Here is an 18,937-nt window from a genome sequence, read left to right as displayed (position 1 = left end):
CGCGCAGGTTATCCACAAGCGGTTCCACAGTCATTGTGAACAACTCAAAACCTGCGCGGCGCTGCGGTGCAGAATACCGTGGCGCCGGGCCAGGGCCGCCCGGTCCTTGCTGTAGCCACCCCCTATAACGCCTGCCACCGGAATGTCCCGGCCCAGGCAATGCCGCAGTACCGCTTTATCACGTGCGGCAACGCCTGCGTCTGTCAGTTGCAGGTAGCCCAGTGCATCGTCCTTGTGCACATCCACACCGGCGTCATACAGCACCAGGTCGGGTTGATAGAGCGGCAGCAGGTAGTTCAAGGCATCGTCCACCACCTTCAGGTAGGCTTCATCGCCCATGCCCCGCGGCAGGGGGATATCCCAGTCACTGTGGGCCTTGCGTGCCGGGAAGTTCTGCTCGCAGTGCAGCGACACGGTGATGGCTTCCGGGGTGTCCTGCAGGATACGTGCGGTGCCGTCGCCCTGGTGCACATCGCAGTCGAAGATCAGCACCCGGTGCACACGGCCTGCTGCCAACAGGTAGCGGCTGATCACGGCCAGGTCGTTGAAGATACAGAAGCCTGCCGGGTGGTCGTAATGGGCGTGGTGGGTGCCGCCCGCCAGGTGGCAGGCAACGCCGTGCTGCAAGGCCATTTCTGCGGTGAGCAGCGAGCCGCCGACTGCCCGCACGGTACGCCTGGCCAGCGCCTCGCTCCAGGGCAGGCCAAGGCGCCGCTGGTCTTCGCGGGGCAGTTCACCTTGCATGTAGCGCTGGATGTACTGGCGGTCGTGGGCCAGGGCCAGAATGTCGACCGGGCAGATCTCTGGCCGTAACAGCGCCTGGTCTGTCGTCAGGCCGGTGTCGACCAGGTGATCGTGCAGCAGGCGGAACTTGTCCATCGGGAAGCGATGGTCTGCCGGAAACTCCGGGCTGTAGTCTTCGTGATAGATCAGCGGCAACGGCATGGGGCGCTCACATTCCGGGGGCAGTGGTGATCTTGCCATTATCGAGGGTGCACTTTCTCGGGCAATTGGGCATCTCATACCAGGTGTGTGGCACCCCCTGATCGCTGCCAGCGCTAAACTTGCCTCAAGCATGCCGTGACCGGAGCAACCCGCAATGACCCCCATCCTGCAACTGGAAAGCGCCCGCCTGGTATTGCGTCAATGGCATGACGATGACCTGCGCGAGTTTGCTGCGTTGTGCGCAGACCCGCAGGTGATGCGGTACTTTCCGGCGCCGCTGACCCGGCTGGAGGCCGCCGGGCTGATTGGCCGCCTGCGGGGCCACTTCAATGAGTACGGCTTCGGCCTGTGGGCGCTGGAGCGCAAGGACAGCGGGGCATTCATTGGCATGGCCGGCCTGCTCAAGGTCAACTTCGACGCGCCCTTTGCCCCGGCGGTGGAAATAGGCTGGCGGCTTGCCCGCCGCCACTGGGGCCTGGGGTTTGCCAGTGAGGCGGCCTGGACGTGCCTGCGTTGCGCCTTCGCCCAGTTACGGCTGAACGAGGTGGTGTCGTTCACCAGCCAGCTGAACCTGCCGTCGCAAAAGGTCATGCAGGCCATCGGCATGCAGCAGGACGAGGCAGGCAGTTTCGAGCACCCCCGCATTGCTGCCGGCCACCCCTTGCGCCCCCACGTGCTTTACCGTATCGACCGCGCCCGCTGGGAGCAGACCCTGCGCACCGACTGAACCGCCAGGGGTGGCAGTGCTGTCAAACCCTGTATTATTTCCCGCATTGGAAGGCGCTGGCCGTTGCCGGTACAGCGCCGTTGAATCATGCGCCGCCAGCTGGCGCACCGCGAGCCAGGCTCGCCAAGAAGGAGAACCCCACCGATGAGCCATGTGTTGGACGACCTGGTCGACCTGTTGAGCCTCGAACCCATCGAAGAAAACCTGTTCCGCGGGCGCAGCCAGGACCTGGGCTTCCGCCAGCTCTACGGTGGCCAGGTGCTGGGGCAGTCGCTGTCGGCCGCCAGCCAGACTGTGGAAGACGCCCGCCACGTGCATTCGTTGCATGGCTACTTTCTGCGCCCGGGCGATGCCAGCTTGCCAGTGGTGTATTCCGTGGACCGGGTGCGCGATGGCGGCAGTTTCAGCACCCGGCGCGTGACGGCGATCCAGAAAGGCCAGACCATTTTCACCTGCAGCGCCTCGTTCCAGTACGACGAAGAGAGTTTCACCCACCAGGCACCAATGCCCGATGTGGTCGGCCCGGAAAACCTGCCTACCGAGGTGGAGCTGGCCAGTGCCATGGCCGAGCAGCTGCCTGAGCGCATCCGTGACAAGGTACTGTGCGCCAAGCCCATCGAGATCCGCCCGGTGACCGAGCGTGACCCGTTCAACCCCAAGCCCGGCGACCCGGTGAAGTACGCCTGGTTCCGCGCCGACGGCAAACTGCCAGACATCCCCGCCCTGCACAAATACCTGCTGGCCTACGCCTCGGACTTCGGCCTGCTGACCACTTCGCTGCTGCCCCATGGCAAGTCGGTGTGGCAGCGTGACATGCAGATCGCCAGCCTGGACCATTCGCTGTGGTTCCACGGCAACCTGCGTGCAGACGAGTGGCTGCTGTATGCCACTGACAGCCCGTGGGCCGGCAACGCCCGTGGCTTCTGCCGCGGCAGCATCTTCAACCAGGCCGGGCAACTGGTGGCTTCTTCCAGCCAGGAAGGGTTGATCCGCCACCGCAAGGACTGGGCATGAACCTGGGCGGGGTTCGCCACTGGGTGTTCGACATGGACGGCACCCTGACGGTGGCGGTGCATGACTTTGCAGCCATCCGCGTGGCGCTCGATATCCCGCCTGCAGCCGACATCCTCACCCACTTGGCCGCCCTGCCCGAAGACGAAGCAGCCGCCAAGCATGCCTGGCTGCTGGCGCACGAACGTGAGCTGGCCCATGCCTCGACGGCTGCCGATGGCGCAGTGGACCTGGTGCGTGAGCTTGCGGGCCGCGGCTGCCGCCTGGGTATTCTTACCCGTAATGCCCGTGAGCTGGCGCACGTGACCCTCGAGGCCATCGGCCTGGCAGATTATTTTGCGGTATCACAGATTCTTGGGCGTGACGAAGCCGCGCCCAAGCCGAGCCCCGACGGTTTGCTGAAAATTGCCAGCGCCTGGGGCGTTGCGCCCAACGAACTGGTGATGGTGGGCGATCACCGCTTCGACCTGGCGTGTGGGCGAGCAGCCGGCGCCGGGACGGTGCTGGTGAACCTGCCGGAAAACCCCTGGCCGGGGCTTGCCGACCGCCACGCTGCCGATTGCCACGCCTTGAGGGCGATGCTGGGTTGACCAGCCCGTCTATGCTCACCCGCACCCTTTCCCCTGAATGGAGTAACCATCCATGAGCAGCAAGGCCATCTACGTTCAGCCGGGCGGCGGCTACGACAAGGTCGAAGTCGGCACCTGCGAGGCAGCGGCACCTGGCGCAGGCGAGATTACCGTGCGCCTGCACGCCAGCTCGCTCAACTACCATGACTTTGCCGTGGTCAGCGGCATGTGGGGCCCCAGTGAGCGGCGCATCCCCATGGCCGATGGTGCCGGTGAAGTGGTGGCAGTGGGCAGTGGGGTGACCGAGTTTCAGGCAGGCGACAGCGTGGTCAGCACCTTCTTCCCTGACTGGCTGGACGGCCAGGCCAACGTCGAAGGCTTTGCCAGGGTGCCTGGCGATGGCCTGGACGGCTATGCCCGCGGGCAGGTAACGGCGCCTGCCACAGCGTTCACCCGGGCCCCGAAGGGCTTTAGCCATGCCGAGGCCGCCACCCTCACCACCGCAGGCCTGACGGCGTGGCGGGCGTTGATGAGCGACGACCGCCTCAAGCCAGGCGACACGGTACTGGTGCAAGGCACGGGCGGCGTGTCTGTCTTCGCCCTGCAGTTCGCCAAACTGGCCGGTGCCACGGTTATCGCCACCTCGTCCAGCGATGCCAAGCTCGAGCGCCTGAAGGCGCTGGGCGCCGACCACCTCATTAATTACACCTCGACCCCGGCTTGGGGCGATAAGGTGCGGGCATTGACCGACAACCGCGGTGTTGACCATGTAATAGAGGTGGGCGGGCCGGCCACCTTGGAACAGTCCATGATTGCCGCGCGCATCGGCGGACACGTATCGCTGATCGGCATTCTGACCGGCGTGGCCGGGCAACTGCCGCTGGTGCAGGCACTGGTGAGGCAGATTCGTCTGCAGGGGGTGCTGGTAGGCAGCCGCGCGCAGCAACAGGCGATGGTGCGGGCGATCGATGCCAACGGCTTGCGCCCAGTGGTGGACAAGCATTTTGAGCTGGAGCAGATCGTCGAGGCGTTCCGCTATCAGGAGAGCAACCGCCATTTCGGCAAGATCTGCCTGACCTGGTAGCAGGCGATTAGGGTAATGGAATGTAATGGCGCGGCTGCGCGCCAATACATTCGCGCACATCGGCAGCGCAGGTGGCTGGCTAGAATGGCCGGCTCCGTTGCGACTGATTCTCTTCCAGAGGATACCCCGATGTGCGTATTCCCCCGTTCTTGGCAGCGCGTGCTGCCTGCCTTGCTGCTGATGGCAGCCTGCCTCGGCTTCACTCAACCGGCCAGTGCCCTGCAAGTCACCGACGTGCTTGGGCGCAGTGTAAAGCTGGACCACACACCGCAACGCATCGTGTTGGGCGAGGGCAGGTTGTTCTTCGCCCTGGCGTTGCTGGACCGTGACGACCCGTTCCAGCGGGTGGTCGGCTGGCAGAACGACATGCGCCTGCTGGACCCGCACACCTACCAGGTGTATGCGCAGAAGTACCCGCAAGTCGCCAAGTTGCCGCTGATTGGCCAGGCCTCAGAGCAAAGCGTGAGCGCCGAGCAGATATTGGGCCTGAAGCCGGACCTGGCCATCTTCAGCATCGCCGGTGAAGGGCCCACCCAGCACAGCCCCGTGGCCGACCTGCTGGAGCAGGCTGGCGTGCCGGTGCTGTTCATCGATTTCCGCGTGCACCCTATCAAGAACACGCGGGTCAGCATGGAGGCGCTCGGCACGGTGCTGGGCCGCGAGCAGGAAGCTGCCGAGTACCTGAGCCTGTACGATCGCCACCTGAAGCGTGTGACCGATGCGGTGGCCGGGCTCAAGGACAGTGAACGGCCCAAGGTGTTTCTGGAACTGCTGGCAGGGGTATGGCAGGCGCCTGGCCACACCACCGGCAAAAGCGGCCTGGGCAGCGTGGTCCAGGCCGTGGGCGGGCATAACATTGGCGCTGACGTGGTACCCGGCGCGCTGGGTGATGTGAGCGTGGAGTACGTGCTGCAGGCCGACCCGGATGTGTACATCGCCACCGGTAACCGCGCCCCCGGCGTGCTGCTGGGCGCTGGCGTATCTACCGAGACGGCGCGCCAGAGCCTGGCCAAGATCACCGCTCGCCCCGAATTCGCGCCGCTGCGGCCGATCAAGGCGGGCCAGGCCCATGGCCTGTGGCATGACTTCTACAATTCGCCGTTCAATATTCTGGCTATCGAAGCCATGGCACGCTGGGTGCACCCTGAACGCTTCAAGGACCTCGACCCGCAGGCGACCATGGCTGAAATCAACCGCATGCTCAAGGTAGGCCTGGACGGCCAGTACTGGGTCGACGCCAAGTGACCGCGCAGGCTCTGCCCGGCGCCCAGCAGGCTGCCTGGCACTACCGCCGGGTGCTGTGGCGGCGCACCTGGCTGGTGGGCGCCCTGGCATTGCTGCTGTTGGTTTCGGTGCTGTGCGACCTGGCCAGCGGTGCGTCGGGCATGAGCCTGGGGCGCCTGGTGCAGGGGGTGTTCGACCCGGCCACCCTCAGTGCCACCGAGCGGGTGATCATCTGGAACGTGCGGCTGCCGTACGCGCTGATGGCGGTGCTGGTGGGGGCAGCGTTGTCGCTGGCGGGCGCGGAAATGCAGGCGATCCTCGACAACCCGCTGGCCAGCCCCTTTACCTTGGGGGTGTCATCGTCTGCCGCGCTGGGCGCGTCGCTTGCCATCGCCTACCCGCTGGGCATCGCCTGGATGGCGCCGGGGGTACAGGTCACGGTGATGGCGTTCGTGTTCGCCTGCCTGTCGGTGGTGCTGCTGCAGGCCATGTCGCGCTTGCGTGGCGCTGGCGTAGAAAGCCTGGTGCTGTTTGGCATTGCCCTGGTGTTCAGCTGCAACGCATTGGTGTCACTGCTGCAACTGCTGGCTACCGAGGATGTACTGCAGCAACTGGTGTTCTGGACCTTGGGCAGCCTGGCCCGGGCCAACTGGGACAAGCTCGCCATTCTGGCACTGGTGCTGGCGGTACTGCTGCCGTTCTCGTTGCGTGCCGCGCCGGCCATGACCCTGCTGCGCATGGGCGAGGACCGCGCCCGTAGCTTTGGTGTGGACACCCGCCGCCTGCGTTTCGCCTCCCTGCTGCGCATCAGCCTGCTGTCTGCAACTGCGGTGGCTTTCGTTGGCACCATCGGCTTCGTCGGCCTGGTGGGCCCGCATATCGCCCGTTTGCTGGTGGGCGAGGACCAGCGTTTCCTGTTGCCCGCCAGTGCGCTGGTGGGGGCGCTGATGCTGTCGCTGTCGTCCATTGCCAGCAAGGCGATCATGCCCGGCGTGATTGTGCCGGTGGGTATCGTCACTGCTTTGGTCGGGGTGCCGATCTTCGTGGTATTGGTGTTCCGCCGGGGGAGAAAACTGTGAGCCTGTTGATTGAAGGTATATCGGTAGCCTACGGGGCACGGCAGATTCTGCACGAGGTGAGCATGCCGGCGTTCCCGGCCGGCAGCCTGGTGGCACTTGTGGGGCCCAACGGCGCAGGCAAGTCCACCCTGCTGCGTGCGTTGGCAGGGTTGGAGCGCATGCGCGGGGGCCTTAGCCTGGACGGCCAGGACGTCACCCGGCTGGGCTTTGCCGAGCGCTCGCGGCGCCTGGCCTACATGCCCCAGCAACTGCCCCCCGGCATTGCCCTGGGCGTGCTCGAAAGCATCGTTGCCGCCCTGCGCGTGGGCAGTAGCGACAACCTGTTGGGCCATGCTTTCGAAGCCTTGCGCCAGTTGGGTATCGAAGGGTTGGCCGAGCGCTCGCTGGACAGCCTGTCGGGCGGCCAGCGCCAGCTGGTGGCCCTGGCCCAGTTGCTGGCGCGCAACCCCCAGGTACTGCTGCTGGACGAGCCCACCAGTGCACTGGACCTGCATTACCAGTTGCGGGTGATGGACGCCGTGCGTGAGCGCGTGCAGGCGCACCGGTTGCTGGCCGTGGCAGTACTGCATGACATCAACCTGGCGGCGAGCCACGCCGACTGGCTGGTGGTGCTGCGCGAGGGCAGGGTAATCGCCTGCGGCGCCCCGGCCGACGTACTCAAGCCGGACCTGCTGGCAGACGTCTATGGCGTGCAGGCACGCGTGGAACGCTGCTCCCAGGGGCGGTTGCAGGTATTGGTGGACCGGGCGCTGGCCTGAGGCGCCCTGCTGCACATTCAAATGAAAAACAAAAGCTTCGCCTGGCCCGGTGGCGCGATCGGATATGCCAATCGCGACATTTGGCGTTGCTGGAAAAGCGCTGTCGTGATCGAACAGTTCCGAGGCGTTCTCGTGTAATTTCCCACATGCTTGCGGGGCTTAAATGAAGCCCGAACCGCACCGGCACGTTGCATTTGATGCGCTGCACACATCAACAACAGAGCGCTAGCAACCTGCCTTCACCCCGAATCCCAAGGAGCCTTTTTCGCCTACGCCTGCCCGTCCATCCTTGTGTCAGCAAAAAGAGAACAACATCAATGAACACCGTGGGATCTGATGGCAACCTTGCACAAGGTTTCAAGCCACGTCATGTAACGATGCTGTCCATCGCGGGCATTATCGGCGCCGGACTCTTCGTCGGCTCGGGTCACGCCATCGCGGCGGCCGGGCCAGCAACCATAGTTTCCTATTTTGTGGCCGGAACCCTGGTGGTACTGGTCATGCGCATGCTCGGTGAAATGGCCGTAGCGCACCCCGACACCGGCTCTTTCTCCACCTACGCCGAACAGGCCATTGGCCGTTGGGCCGGCTATACCATCGGTTGGCTGTACTGGTGGTTCTGGGTACTGGTGATTCCCATCGAAGCCCTGGCTGCTGGGCACGTGCTCAATGCCTGGTTCCCTCAGGTAGACAGCTGGATCTTCGCCCTGGCCTCGGTTCTGTTGCTGGCAGGTACCAACCTGTTCAGCGTGGCCAAGTACGGCGAGTTCGAATTCTGGTTCGCCATCCTCAAGGTCACGGCCATCCTGGGCTTTATCGGCCTCGGTTTCGCAGCGCTGATGGGCTGGTTGCCCAACCGTGAAGTCAGTGGCCTCAGCGGGCTGATCAATGAGCACGGCGGCTTTGCCCCCAAAGGCTGGGCGGCTGTGGTCGGTGCCTTCATCACCGTGATGTTCAGCTTCATTGGTACCGAGGCGGTGACCATCGCGGCGTCCGAGTCCAGCGACCCTTCGCGCAACATCGCCAAGGCCACCCGCTCGGTGATCTGGCGTATCAGCACCTTCTACATCCTGTCGATCTTCGTGATCATCTCGGTAGTGCCGTGGAATGACCCGCAGTTGGCAGTAGTGGGTTCGTACCAGCGTGCGCTGGAAATCATGAATATCCCCAACGCTGCATTCATGGTCGACCTGGTGGTGCTGGTGGCAGTCACCAGTTGCATGAACTCCTCCATCTACATCGCCTCGCGGATGATGTACTCGCTGGCCAAGCGCGGTGATGCACCAGCCATGCTGAAAAATACCTCCAGGGTCGGTGTACCAAGGGCTGCGGTGTTCGGCAGCACGCTGATCGGTGCCGCCATTGCGGTGCTCAACTACTTTGCACCCAAGGGCGTGTTCGAGTTCCTGCTGGCCAGTTCCGGCGCCATCGCGCTGCTGGTGTACATGGTGATCGCCATCTCCCAATTGCGGATGCGCCGCCGGCTGGAGCGCGAGAACACCGAGCTGAAATTCCGCATGTGGCTGTTCCCGTGGCTGACCTGGGCGGTGATCATCTTCATCGCTGCAGCGCTGGCGGTGATGATGTACACGCCTGAACACCGGGTTGAAGTGAGTTCGACCTTGGGGTTGGCGATTGTGATTTCCTTCCTGGGTATTGTGACCACACGGGGTCAGGCGCAACCAGTGGGCGCGCGATCCATGGGGTGACAGCTGTCACCTGAAGCAAGGCCAAAGGGCACCCGACACGGGTGCCCTTTTGTTTTTGTTAGAAAAATGTTCGTGCTGATGTGGAGTTTGATGCATTTGGCAACCCAGCATGGAACGATCAGTAGGGCGTAAGTGTCACATTGCCAGTATCGCAAACAGCTATCCATATAGTGGAAAATCATGCCCTCTTTGCGCCGGCTATGCGGCCGCAATCGCCTTTAGGTAGCTTTAACGGCCCTTTTAGCCTGTAAATCAAGCCTTAACGGCCCATCCAGCCATCTTTCGCAATAATGGAATACACCCGCCTGGCACACGTACCAGGCGAGTCATGGAGGACGACCACCGCTTTCAATGCCTGCTGTTTTTATTAGCCTGGTGCTTTGTATACAAGGCCCGGAGGGCTGCACTGTTGCCTACGGAAAGCCAAAACTCGGTGGGGATGAATCGCTATGGCCATCAAAAAAAACTGCTTGCTTATGATTTTTTCAACGGATGGGTAGGGGTAGCGTTTTTCGTTTTTTGTAATCTAAATTGCGGAATATCGTGGTGATCTCGATGTTTATAACCAATCCAGCGACCCTTTTTGAGATTGATTTGAGGGATCTGGCATTGGCTCAACCCTCAGACCGTACACGTTGCTTGGCTCCAGCGCTGGAAAATCAGTTGTGATAGTTCTGATATTTTTGTTGATGTCAAAATTTCGGTGTTGCGTATTTCTAAGTTTTGCATGAAAATGCCGCCGCATGGAGCGAGATATGGATCGATTCGAATCAACGTCGACGGCATGGGGCGCCGGTGCTGGCGATGATGTGGATGTGCGGGCACTGCGCCGCTACAACCGCATCCTGGCCGTGTTGCTGGATATAGGGGAGTGGGCATGCCTTGCACTGCTGCCTTGCGTGGCCATTGCCGCCATCTGGCTGGTCACACAAACCAATTTTGAAAATGTCGTGTTCTATGACGGAACCGACTCGATTTGCATTTATGACGGAACGACAGGGGAAATCCGTAATGTCGAGTAAGGAAACCCAACACGGAGCCCCTGCAGGTGGAGCCCCGGATGGCAAACCAGCCACCGATGAAAAAAAGCTCCTGGAGTTGGCCCTCGACGAAACGCCTGGCGAGGCCGCTGCCACTGTCAGGGAAGTCAAGCGCCTTCAGCTCGAGTGCCTGGACCTCAAGCGCCGCAATAAGCGCGTATGGGGGCAACTGCTGGCGCTGACCTGCGTATTTGGCGTGACTATCGCGGCGGTGGTTTTCTGGTACCCGAAGTACCGCTGGATCCCCACCACGGACAACCACGCGATCTGTGAGGTCTCGACCGAGGCCAACCCTCGCGTGACGCCGGCAACGCTGGCTGAGTTCGCCAAGGACGCAGTGGTCAATTCTTACTCATACGATTACGTGAACTACCGCTCCAACCTCAACGCAGCAGGCGCCCGGTGGTACACGGATGATGGTCGCAAAGCGTTTCTCAAGACGCTGGACGACTCCGGCAACCTGGAAAGGGTGCTCAAGGGCCGCATGATCCTGCGGGCCATGGCCACCCAGGTTGCCCAGGTTGAAGAGAGTGGGGTGCTGGCGACCGGGCAGAACTACTGGCTGGTGCAAGTACCCATTGCCATCGAATTCTACGTCGGGGGCGACCAGCAGCCTCGGTCTCGCCAGGACTTCCTGGCCGCCGTGACCATTGTTCAGATCCCTGCCTCGGCCACCAATACCAAAGGCATCGCCGTCGATTCTGTTCAGCTGTCGCCGTACATCCCAAGGAAGTGACCATGAAGAAGCATCTGATCGCATCGTTGCTTGCGAGCGCTATCGCCATCCCCGCGTTTGCCGATGAGCCACAACGTGCTGCCGCTGCTGGGGATGTGGCCCGGCAAGCCCAGCCGATGCAGGATTACAACGCACCGCCCCAGCCCCCGGCCAATGGTTTGGGCCGGCAGGTCTCGAGTGTGGCTCAGGTGGTCTACCCCCGCCCGGAAGATGTTATTGGCGAAACCGTTCAGGATGTGCGGGATTCTCAACTGACGCCTGCGCAACTGGAGCTCATCAAGACGCTTTGGCTTGAGCGAGAAAAGCAGAAGGCCAATGCTTATGTCAGCCCTGCCAAGCCCGTTACCCGCACACTTGCGCTCAACCTGGACCCGGGTGTGGCGCCGCCCATCGTACGTCTAAGCAAGGGCCAGCAGTCTTCGATCGTGTTCTCGGACTACGCAGGGCAACCCTGGATGATCCAGAACGTGTCGATCAATCGCGAACTGTTCCGCGATGGCCGGGAGCGGGGCAGCCAGAATGGCCAGGACGGCACAGCGGTGCCTACCAACATTCTGACACTCGACCCGGCCACCGCAGCCGCTTACGGCAACGTGACCGTCACGCTGCGTGGGCTGGCTACCCCCATCATTCTCATTCTGGCAGCAGGCCAGGAAGAGGTGGACATGCGGGTGGACGCCAAGGTTCCAGGGCGCAACCCGGACGCCGTGGCCAGAATTTCTCTGTTGCAGATGCCTAGCATTGACGACGCGTTGGCGTATTTCCTCGATGGCGTTCCGCCCAAGGAGGCACAGCGCCTGAAAGTCACTGGCCTGGATGGTGTGGAGGCCTGGCGCTACGGCCCGAACATGTATGTGAAAGCCAAGGCTGACGCGCAGTACCCGGCTTACACCAATGCTGCTCGAAGCACCACTGGCGTAGCTGTCTATCGCTACGCCGGGCTGCAGAACAGCGTTACGTTCACCACCGGCGGGCAAGCCGTGACTGTCTTCATCGAGCAAGGGAATATGCAATGAGCGATAACAAAACCCCGCCCAGTGACGCAGGTTTCGATGAAGAGCACGAGCCACTGGTGGCCGACCGTGACGAATCTGGCGGTAGAAACGGTGCCAAAGCCCGCAAGTCCGATGAGATGCAGCGCAACCTGCAGGCGGTCTTCGGCTCGGGGGTAGGCAAGGTGTCGCTGATCGCGGCAGCACTGGTAATCGTCGCGCTGGCTGCGCTGGCCTACAACGGCATGAAGTCTAAAGAGGGCCCTGCTGGCAAGGCGTCATCTGTGGATGTACCGCGTGCGCCGCAACCTGAGGTATCGGTAGAGCCGATCTCGGCTGCCGAGGCCCAGCGCCGGGCTCAACGCAGCACGCTGGAAGCCGAGCAGGCTGCGGAGCGAGGCGCCTCCTACCAGCCAGGCTTCGACCCGAACATAGTGGAGGGTGATAAACAGCGCTATCGTGGCCAGGGCGCCCAGTTCAATGTGCCCGGGCAGCCTTATCAACAAGATCAGCCAGAGGTGCCAGCGATCAGCTTCGGTGGACAGGCGGCTGATTCAATGCCAGCTGGCAATACGCAGCGGCAAGCCTATCAGGCTGCGAGCGAGCAGAACGCCGAGCAGGAGCGTCGGCGTATCGAGCAAGAGCTGAAGAAGGCCGAGCAGGAGCGTGACGCCTATGTCAACGAGCTGCGTTCCGAAACCCTCAAGTCCATCAAGCAAATGATGGGGGAAACGGAAAAAGCCAAAGGCTTTGCCGACACGACCAGCTTCAGCACGGTCAGCTATTACCCGGTGAGCCGTAACGGCGGCGCCCAGACCGGTGCAGTGCAACGCACCGTGAAGGAAGAAAAGGACCCGAACGCCATCGAGGCGGTAGGTGATACTGACAAGGAACTGTTGATCAAGACCGGCACCATCATGTACGCCACGCTTGATGCGGAGGTCAATACAGATGACGGGGGTGACGTACTGGCGACCGTGCGTGGCGGTAAATGGAATGGCTCGAAGCTCATCGGCAAGATCGAGCAGGCGCCGGACAACATTCGTGTGAAGTTCACCATCCTTGCGCCGCCCGTAAATGACTCGAGGCCAACCATGCGTATCAGCGCGGTTGCCCTGCGTGAGGATGACGCCAAGCAGGGCATCGCGGAAACGAAGGATCACCACACCATGGAGCGCTACTTCGCACTTGGCGCAGCGTCGCTGTTGTCGGGTTACGGGCGTGCCTATCAGCAAACTGCCGGTACTACCATCATCAGCCCAAGCGGTGTGGTGGCCCAGACCACAACCGAGCCTTCGACCAAGCAGGTAATCGGCACGTCCGTAGGTGAACTCGGTACCTCAATCGCTTCAGAGGTGCGCCGCGGCTTCAACCGCCCGGCCACCTACGCGACGCCCGCGAACAAAGGCTTCGGTCTGTTCTTCCTGCAAGACGTACACGATCAATCTCGATAAGGAGTTCGACATGAAGAACTGGTCGTTCGGAAAACTCATAGGCGTGTTCGCCGGCAGCTTCGTGGCGCTCATCCTGATCGCCGTGATAGTGCTCAAGTCCACGTCGTCGCCAACTGCCAAGGCCCAACGCATGGCTCAGGTACAGACCCAGCAGATGCAACCTGCACGTATGGATGTGCTGAGCATTGAGCTGGCCAAATCCAAGGAGCAGGCGCAGGCCGCGCTGGTGGCGCAGCAGAACAGCGAGAAACAGCTGAACATCGTGCGTCAGGAAGCCCAGCGCAACACCCAGTTGTTGCTTGAGCGCATCAGGCAGCTAGACAGCAGCCTCGAAGCGTTGGGCAAGCGCATGAACGATTTCGAGGCAAGTCGTCAGCGCGTCGAGATCGTCAAACCGCCGCGCAAGGCTTCGGCTTCCACGTCGACAGCCGCTCAAGTGCAGCGCTCAAGCGGGGCCGTTCACGCCTTGCCGCAGTCCAGCGGTTACAAGGTCCAGGCGGTGGTTGGGCATCGCGCCTGGGTGCAGAACGGCGACGCTGAAGACAGTGTGAAGGCGGGTGATAAATTGCCCCCGGCGCAACGCGAACTGAAAGTGCTGGCCATTGATAGCAACAGCGGCATCGTGGTCACCTCGCCCGCTCTTTAACCAGGGAAGTTCACATGGCAGCCGGATATGCCGATCTTGTAGAAGTGATGGTGAACATCGGGAAAGTGGTCCCGACGGCCATCATGATGTGCCAGGGCATTGCCGCATTGATCGGTCTCTACCTGACCTCTGCAGCACTGGTGGAAATATGGGGCGTCACCCATGACAACGCGCTGAAGTATGTAGCCGGGCGGCAGCGTTTTTCCGTCGGTTCGGCCTGCGTGCAATTGCTCATCGGCTCGATTCTGCTGGCGATCGGTACCCTCGAGTGGATGGGCATCATGTCGCGGACACTGACCGGTGATTATGCGAACTCGCGGATGCTGTCGTATTCCGCCTCCGGCACCACCCTGCAGGAACAGGCTCAGCTGGCGACGTTGGCGCTACTCGGCATCATGCAGATCGTGGGGTTCATCGCCATGGTCAAGGGCTGGTTAACCGTGAACGGTTACTTCAATAACCAGTCCCAGGCAGGCCTGGGTACCGCCTTCGGTTGGATCATCGGCGGCATCCTGGCGTGGAACTTCAAATGGTTCAGCGATGTTCTCAACAACACAATCGGATTCAATCTGGTTGGGCTTTTCACGCCGTGGTCGTAACGGCTTCTCAATAAAGGAAACTCAAGGAGCGTCACTCATGAAAGCACTCAAAACCCTGAAAGCTGCTTACGATTCGGCCAAAGTCCGCACTACCACTGCCATGATCAGTGCTCTGGCGGCGCCTTCGGCGTTCGCCATTACCAAGACCGATCTGACCCAGGACACCTCGGGCGGCAAGACTGCCAGTGACGTGATGTCCAATATCGATGACACGGCGCAGGGCGGTGCCACACTGCTGATTTCCCTGGTTTCGATCGGTGGTTTCGTGGTGGTTGCCATGTCGCTGTACACCTTGTGGAAAGCCTCCAAGGACGAGCGTGAAAAGCCGATGTCCGCAATCGTCGGCCTGTTCATTGGCGGGTTGATGGCCGGCGTGGGTACGGTGATGTGGATCATGCGCAACACCACCGTCGGCTAAGCCGACGCACCACTGGCTGTAAAGGCGGGGCGCAAGGCCCCGCGATCAAAGGACAACCTCGGGGCAATCAGGCGTGAGCGCAAAACCCTCTTCCGAGCACAGGGCAGTCGAAGCCCCAACCCAGGCGGCCGGCTATGTGAACCGCGAGGCCAACCAGCCGGTGTTCGGGGTGCGTCGGCCGCTGTGGCGTTCCGATGATGACCAGCGCACATTGATGAGCCCTGCGCATGACAAGCTGCGCACGTCGGTGCTACAGCGGGATAACTACACCTGCCGCTTTTGCGGGTTCAAATCCGCCAGGTTCCAGCAGATCCATGCACTGGACAGCAACCCTGACAACTGCATCAAAGAAAACCTGATCACAGCCTGCAATCTCTGTCGTCAGGTTCATCATCTCGGTGCATGTGCCATGAATGGCACGGGCTTTTTCGTCGCCGTGCAGGAAATGACACAAACCGAGATCAACAATGTTGCCCGGGCAATTTATGTTGCCGAGCTGCTGGATGATGGTGAAACCAACGGACAATTGGCCAGCCTTCTGGCGGCATTCAGGTTTCGCGGCAGTGACACACTCAAGCAGGTATTCGACGGCGACGTCATCACGGTTCTGGCGGTGGCGGAAACCTTGGCCAGCAAGACCCTTGTCAGCGACGAAGAGTACGCAGACCGGGCTGAATGGCTGGCACCGTTGCGCCTGTTCCCCACTCGGCAGGCATTTTCCAGTGGCCAGCTTGAGTACTACGCGGCCAACAACCGCTCGCTGTTTCAGCCGGATAACTGGACGGCCCTCGCGGCCCAGCTCATGAAGAATTTCGCTTGATCCACCTTTACGCAGCACTCACCAGCCTCGCCGTTGAGAAAGTCATCCAGGGAGAACAAGGACATGTTTAACAAACTCGAGGCGGTGATCCTGACGGTTCTGAGCCAACTGAAAGCCGACGTACAAGACTATTGCGACCTGGAAACGGTTGATGGGGGGCAGGCCATTGTCGCCAACGACGGCTCGCTTGCGTCCATTGTGCGGTTCAATGGCACCAAGAGTGTGCTCGGGCGTGAGCAGTTCGAGCGGCTGGTCAGCCTGCTTGAGGCTTCCCTCTCCGTTTACTTCAAGGTACGTGGTCATCACTTGCAGATCGTGTTCAGCCGTGACCTGGACGCCACAGCGCCCCTTGAGCAGAACGCCTTGCAGCAGGCGGCCACCGCCGAGCGACTGAACCTCAACGTACGGCACTTGATCAACGAGGGCGTGAGCAAGTATGCCCAGTATGTCTATGACGAAGAGTGCTACCTGGTGTTCTGGTCGCGGCCAGCGCTGCTCGATCAGACCGAAAGGGCCATGGCACGTGAGGCGCTGAACGAGTTTCGTGCGCAATCACAATGGCCCGCTACCGCCGATGCGCAGAACTTGTTGCGGCCCATTTCGTACCTGAAGGATCGTCATCTGTCATTCGTGACCAAGATCACCGAAGACCTGACGTCGCCAGAGTTTGGCTGCTCGGCGGATGTGCTAGACGTCAGTGAGGCCATTCGCGCGATCCGCGCGAAGGTCAACCCGGACATCACACCGAGAACATGGAAGCCGTACATTCCGGGCAGTGCAATCCCCATGCGGTGGAAGACCAGCACGCGCGAAGACGACGTGTCGGAATTCATGTACCCCACACTGCCCAGCCAGATCATGGTCACTTCGGGTGAGATCGGAAATGGTCAGCGCACGGGGCTGCTTCCCGACCCTACCAGTGTCCGCGTTGGCGCCCGGGTGTATGCGCCGCTGATCATGTCGATCCCGCCGGCCGAGCCCCAGTACTTCAATACCTTGTTCAATAGCCTGAACCGGGCCGAGACCCAGGAAAACGGTGTATCGCGGGCCTTGCCCTATTCGGTTTCGGTCATGTTGTCTTCGGACGGGATGAGCGTCCTGGCGTGGAAGAGCCTGTTCGCCCAGTTGTTGTCGATCACCTCCGAGCAGAACCGCAACATCAACTTGGCCACCAAGGAGTTGCGCGAGCGGGTGCGTGACGGCGAGTGCATGGTCAAGCTGCAGGTTGCCGCAATGACGTGGTCCAGCCCGGACGAGCGAGGGATAAAAGAGCTGGCCCTACGCAAATCCAAACTATGGCGCACGCTGGAGGCGTGGGGGCAACCCGTGTTTATCGAGCGTACGGGCAACCCGATGCAGGCATTCCAGTCAAATTGCCTTGGCCTCACCACAAAACACCTTGGCACGCCTGCGGCCGCGCCATTGGGCGATGCCGTTGCCATGTTGCCGCTGACCCGCCCGGCGTCACCGTTCCAAGAGGGATCGACCATCTACCGTAGCCTGGACGGCAAGATTCTGAAGTATCAGCGATTCTCGTCCCAGCAGACTACCTGGATCACATTGATCGCCGGCAAGCCTGGTTCGGGCAAGTCGGTATTGATGAACAACAACCATTTCGAGTCGTGCCTGATGCCTGGCTTGACGGGCCTGCCCTACATTGGGATCACCGATATCGGCATATCGTCTTCCGGTTTCTGCGACCTGGTGCGTGACAACCTGCCCCCGAGGTTGCACCACCTTGTGGTGTACAAACGTTTGCAGAATGCCCGAAAAGACTGCATCAACCCACTCGATACCCCCTTGGGCCAGCGTTATCCCCTGCCCAAGGACCGGGAGTTCAATAAGAACTTTCTGACCATCCTGGTGACGCCGCCTGAACGGGAAAAACCCTATGAGGGGATGAGCAACTTTGTTGGCCGCATGGTAGACCTGGCCTACCGCCGCAAGGATGACAAGATCGAGCGGGCCAGCCCAGAGACCTACAAGCCTGGTCACAATGATGTCGTAGATACGGCGGTTGCTCAGCTTGGGTTCCGCATCCTGCCCGCCACCACCTACTGGGAGCTGGTGGATGCGATGTTTGACGCCGGCATGGTTTACGAGGCGGAGGTGACGCAGCGCTATGCCGTCCCGACCCTCAACGACCTGGTGGCGGTGGCCTCGACGGAAGAAGTTCGCGCGGAGTACGAAGGCTCAGGCGAGGTTGGCCGCAGCTTGGTAGACGCCTTCATCCTGGGTATTCGCGAAGCAGTGGGTGACTTCCCGGTGTTCGCAGACCACACCCGGTTCGACGTCGGCAGTGCACGTATAGTGGCCCTGGACCTGCAGGACGTGGCGCTGCAGGGGTCTGCCTCGGCCAAGAAACAGACGGCGCTGATGTACATGATCGCGCGCCAGTGCTTTATGAAGAAAGTGGCGTTCTCCAAGGAAGATTTTCCGTTCTTTACCGAAAAATATCTGCCGTTCTACGAACGCCTCGTCGCCGACCTGGTGGACGAATACAAGGTCATGTGCATGGACGAATTTCACAAGACCGGCGGCCATGTGGGCTTGCAGGAGCAGATGCAGACTGACGGGCGCGAGGCGCGTAAGTGGAACATGGAGATCATCCTGGCTTCCCAGCTGATGGAAGACTTCGGCTCGCTTACCAAGATCGCCACGGCGACCTTCATTCTCGATTCGGGGACCAAGGAAACCCGTGACTGGCTACGCAAGAACATCGGCCTGTCCGATACCGAGGAGCATGCCCTGGTCAACTTCGTACACGGTGCCAACAAGCACGGCTGTACGTTCCTGGCTCGCTTTGAAACCAAGAACGCTACCTACAGCCAGCTGTTCACCATGTCTGCTGGGCCGATGCGCCTTTGGGCGCTGACCACCACTGCCGAAGACCGCAAGCTGAGAACCATGTTGTATGAGCACATGCCCCGCCCGGATGCACTGGCGTTGCTTGCTCGGCGTTTCCCATCCGGTGGCTGCAAGGACATGGTCGAGCGTCTCAAGCGCGAAACGTTCAAAGACGTGGAGTTTGTCGATGACGACATGGAGCAATCTGTGATCGCACGCATCGCCAAAGACCTGGTTGCCGACTACATCGGCGCCAGTGCATTCGAAGACGTCGTTTGA

At 61.3% G+C, this 18,937-nt stretch carries 18 protein-coding genes; 17 read left to right on the top strand and 1 reads right to left on the bottom strand.

Going from position 1 to position 18,937, the window contains the following annotated elements:
• Positions 1–30: 30 nt before the first annotated feature.
• Complete coding sequence (locus IAE36_RS01755) at positions 31–945, bottom strand: histone deacetylase family protein (protein ID WP_201209911.1); 915 nt, start codon at positions 943–945, stop codon at positions 31–33.
• 154 nt (positions 946–1,099) lie between these two features.
• On the opposite strand from IAE36_RS01755, the gene IAE36_RS01750 reads away from it, so the two are divergent.
• The 17 genes from IAE36_RS01750 (at position 1,100) to IAE36_RS01670 (ending at position 18,937) form a co-directional block, all read left to right on the top strand.
• Positions 1,100–1,672 (top strand): GNAT family N-acetyltransferase, encoded by a 573-nt coding sequence (locus tag IAE36_RS01750; protein ID WP_028632714.1) that lies wholly within the window; start codon positions 1,100–1,102, stop codon positions 1,670–1,672.
• A 144-nt stretch (positions 1,673–1,816) separates the two neighbouring features.
• Complete coding sequence (gene tesB, locus IAE36_RS01745; RefSeq protein ID WP_028632713.1) at positions 1,817–2,686, top strand: acyl-CoA thioesterase II; 870 nt, start codon at positions 1,817–1,819, stop codon at positions 2,684–2,686.
• Positions 2,683–3,273 carry an HAD family hydrolase gene (locus IAE36_RS01740; RefSeq protein WP_201209909.1) on the top strand — a complete coding sequence of 197 codons (591 nt, stop codon included), beginning with the start codon at positions 2,683–2,685 and terminating at the stop codon, positions 3,271–3,273. The genes tesB and IAE36_RS01740 overlap by 4 nt, the downstream gene beginning before the upstream one ends.
• A gap of 52 nt (positions 3,274–3,325) precedes the next feature.
• Positions 3,326–4,336 carry a zinc-dependent alcohol dehydrogenase family protein gene (locus IAE36_RS01735; RefSeq protein ID WP_201209907.1) on the top strand — a complete coding sequence of 337 codons (1,011 nt, stop codon included), beginning with the start codon at positions 3,326–3,328 and terminating at the stop codon, positions 4,334–4,336.
• A gap of 129 nt (positions 4,337–4,465) precedes the next feature.
• Positions 4,466–5,581, top strand: coding sequence for an ABC transporter substrate-binding protein (locus IAE36_RS01730; protein WP_201209905.1), 1,116 nt, complete (start codon positions 4,466–4,468; stop codon positions 5,579–5,581).
• A complete protein-coding gene (locus IAE36_RS01725; protein WP_060481663.1) occupies positions 5,578–6,639 on the top strand; it encodes a FecCD family ABC transporter permease in 1,062 nt (353 codons plus the stop codon). Before IAE36_RS01730 ends, IAE36_RS01725 begins: the two co-directional genes overlap by 4 nt.
• Positions 6,636–7,397: an ABC transporter ATP-binding protein gene (locus IAE36_RS01720; protein WP_028632708.1), complete on the top strand. Its 762-nt coding sequence runs from the start codon at positions 6,636–6,638 to the stop codon at positions 7,395–7,397. The genes IAE36_RS01725 and IAE36_RS01720 overlap by 4 nt, the downstream gene beginning before the upstream one ends.
• A 317-nt stretch (positions 7,398–7,714) precedes the next feature.
• Positions 7,715–9,106 carry an amino acid permease gene (locus IAE36_RS01715; RefSeq protein WP_028632707.1) on the top strand — a complete coding sequence of 464 codons (1,392 nt, stop codon included), beginning with the start codon at positions 7,715–7,717 and terminating at the stop codon, positions 9,104–9,106.
• Between the two features lie 755 nt (positions 9,107–9,861).
• Positions 9,862–10,128 carry a hypothetical protein gene (locus tag IAE36_RS01710; protein WP_028632706.1) on the top strand — a complete coding sequence of 89 codons (267 nt, stop codon included), beginning with the start codon at positions 9,862–9,864 and terminating at the stop codon, positions 10,126–10,128.
• Entirely contained in the window at positions 10,118–10,882 is a 765-nt protein-coding gene (locus IAE36_RS01705; protein ID WP_028632705.1) for a DotI/IcmL family type IV secretion protein, read from the top strand. Before IAE36_RS01710 ends, IAE36_RS01705 begins: the two co-directional genes overlap by 11 nt.
• A 2-nt stretch (positions 10,883–10,884) precedes the next feature.
• Positions 10,885–11,898: a DotH/IcmK family type IV secretion protein gene (locus IAE36_RS01700; RefSeq protein WP_201209898.1), complete on the top strand. Its 1,014-nt coding sequence runs from the start codon at positions 10,885–10,887 to the stop codon at positions 11,896–11,898.
• Entirely contained in the window at positions 11,895–13,328 is a 1,434-nt protein-coding gene (locus IAE36_RS01695; RefSeq protein WP_028632703.1) for a type IV secretion protein DotG, read from the top strand. Before IAE36_RS01700 ends, IAE36_RS01695 begins: the two co-directional genes overlap by 4 nt.
• Before the next feature lie 10 nt (positions 13,329–13,338).
• Entirely contained in the window at positions 13,339–13,974 is a 636-nt protein-coding gene (locus IAE36_RS01690; protein WP_028632702.1) for a hypothetical protein, read from the top strand.
• A gap of 14 nt (positions 13,975–13,988) precedes the next feature.
• Positions 13,989–14,573: a hypothetical protein gene (locus tag IAE36_RS01685; protein WP_028632701.1), complete on the top strand. Its 585-nt coding sequence runs from the start codon at positions 13,989–13,991 to the stop codon at positions 14,571–14,573.
• 37 nt (positions 14,574–14,610) lie between these two features.
• Positions 14,611–14,991, top strand: a complete 381-nt coding sequence (locus IAE36_RS01680; RefSeq protein ID WP_028632700.1) for a hypothetical protein — start codon at positions 14,611–14,613, stop codon at positions 14,989–14,991.
• Positions 14,992–15,064: 73 nt separating this feature from the next.
• Positions 15,065–15,811 carry an HNH endonuclease gene (locus IAE36_RS01675; RefSeq protein WP_201209896.1) on the top strand — a complete coding sequence of 249 codons (747 nt, stop codon included), beginning with the start codon at positions 15,065–15,067 and terminating at the stop codon, positions 15,809–15,811.
• A gap of 63 nt (positions 15,812–15,874) precedes the next feature.
• Entirely contained in the window at positions 15,875–18,937 is a 3,063-nt protein-coding gene (locus IAE36_RS01670) for a type IV secretion protein DotO (RefSeq protein ID WP_201209894.1), read from the top strand.

The organism is Pseudomonas sp. S36 (assembly GCF_016647875.1).
Lineage (GTDB): Bacteria > Pseudomonadota > Gammaproteobacteria > Pseudomonadales > Pseudomonadaceae > Aquipseudomonas > Aquipseudomonas parafulva.
This window is presented reverse-complemented; position numbering and strand designations above follow the sequence as displayed.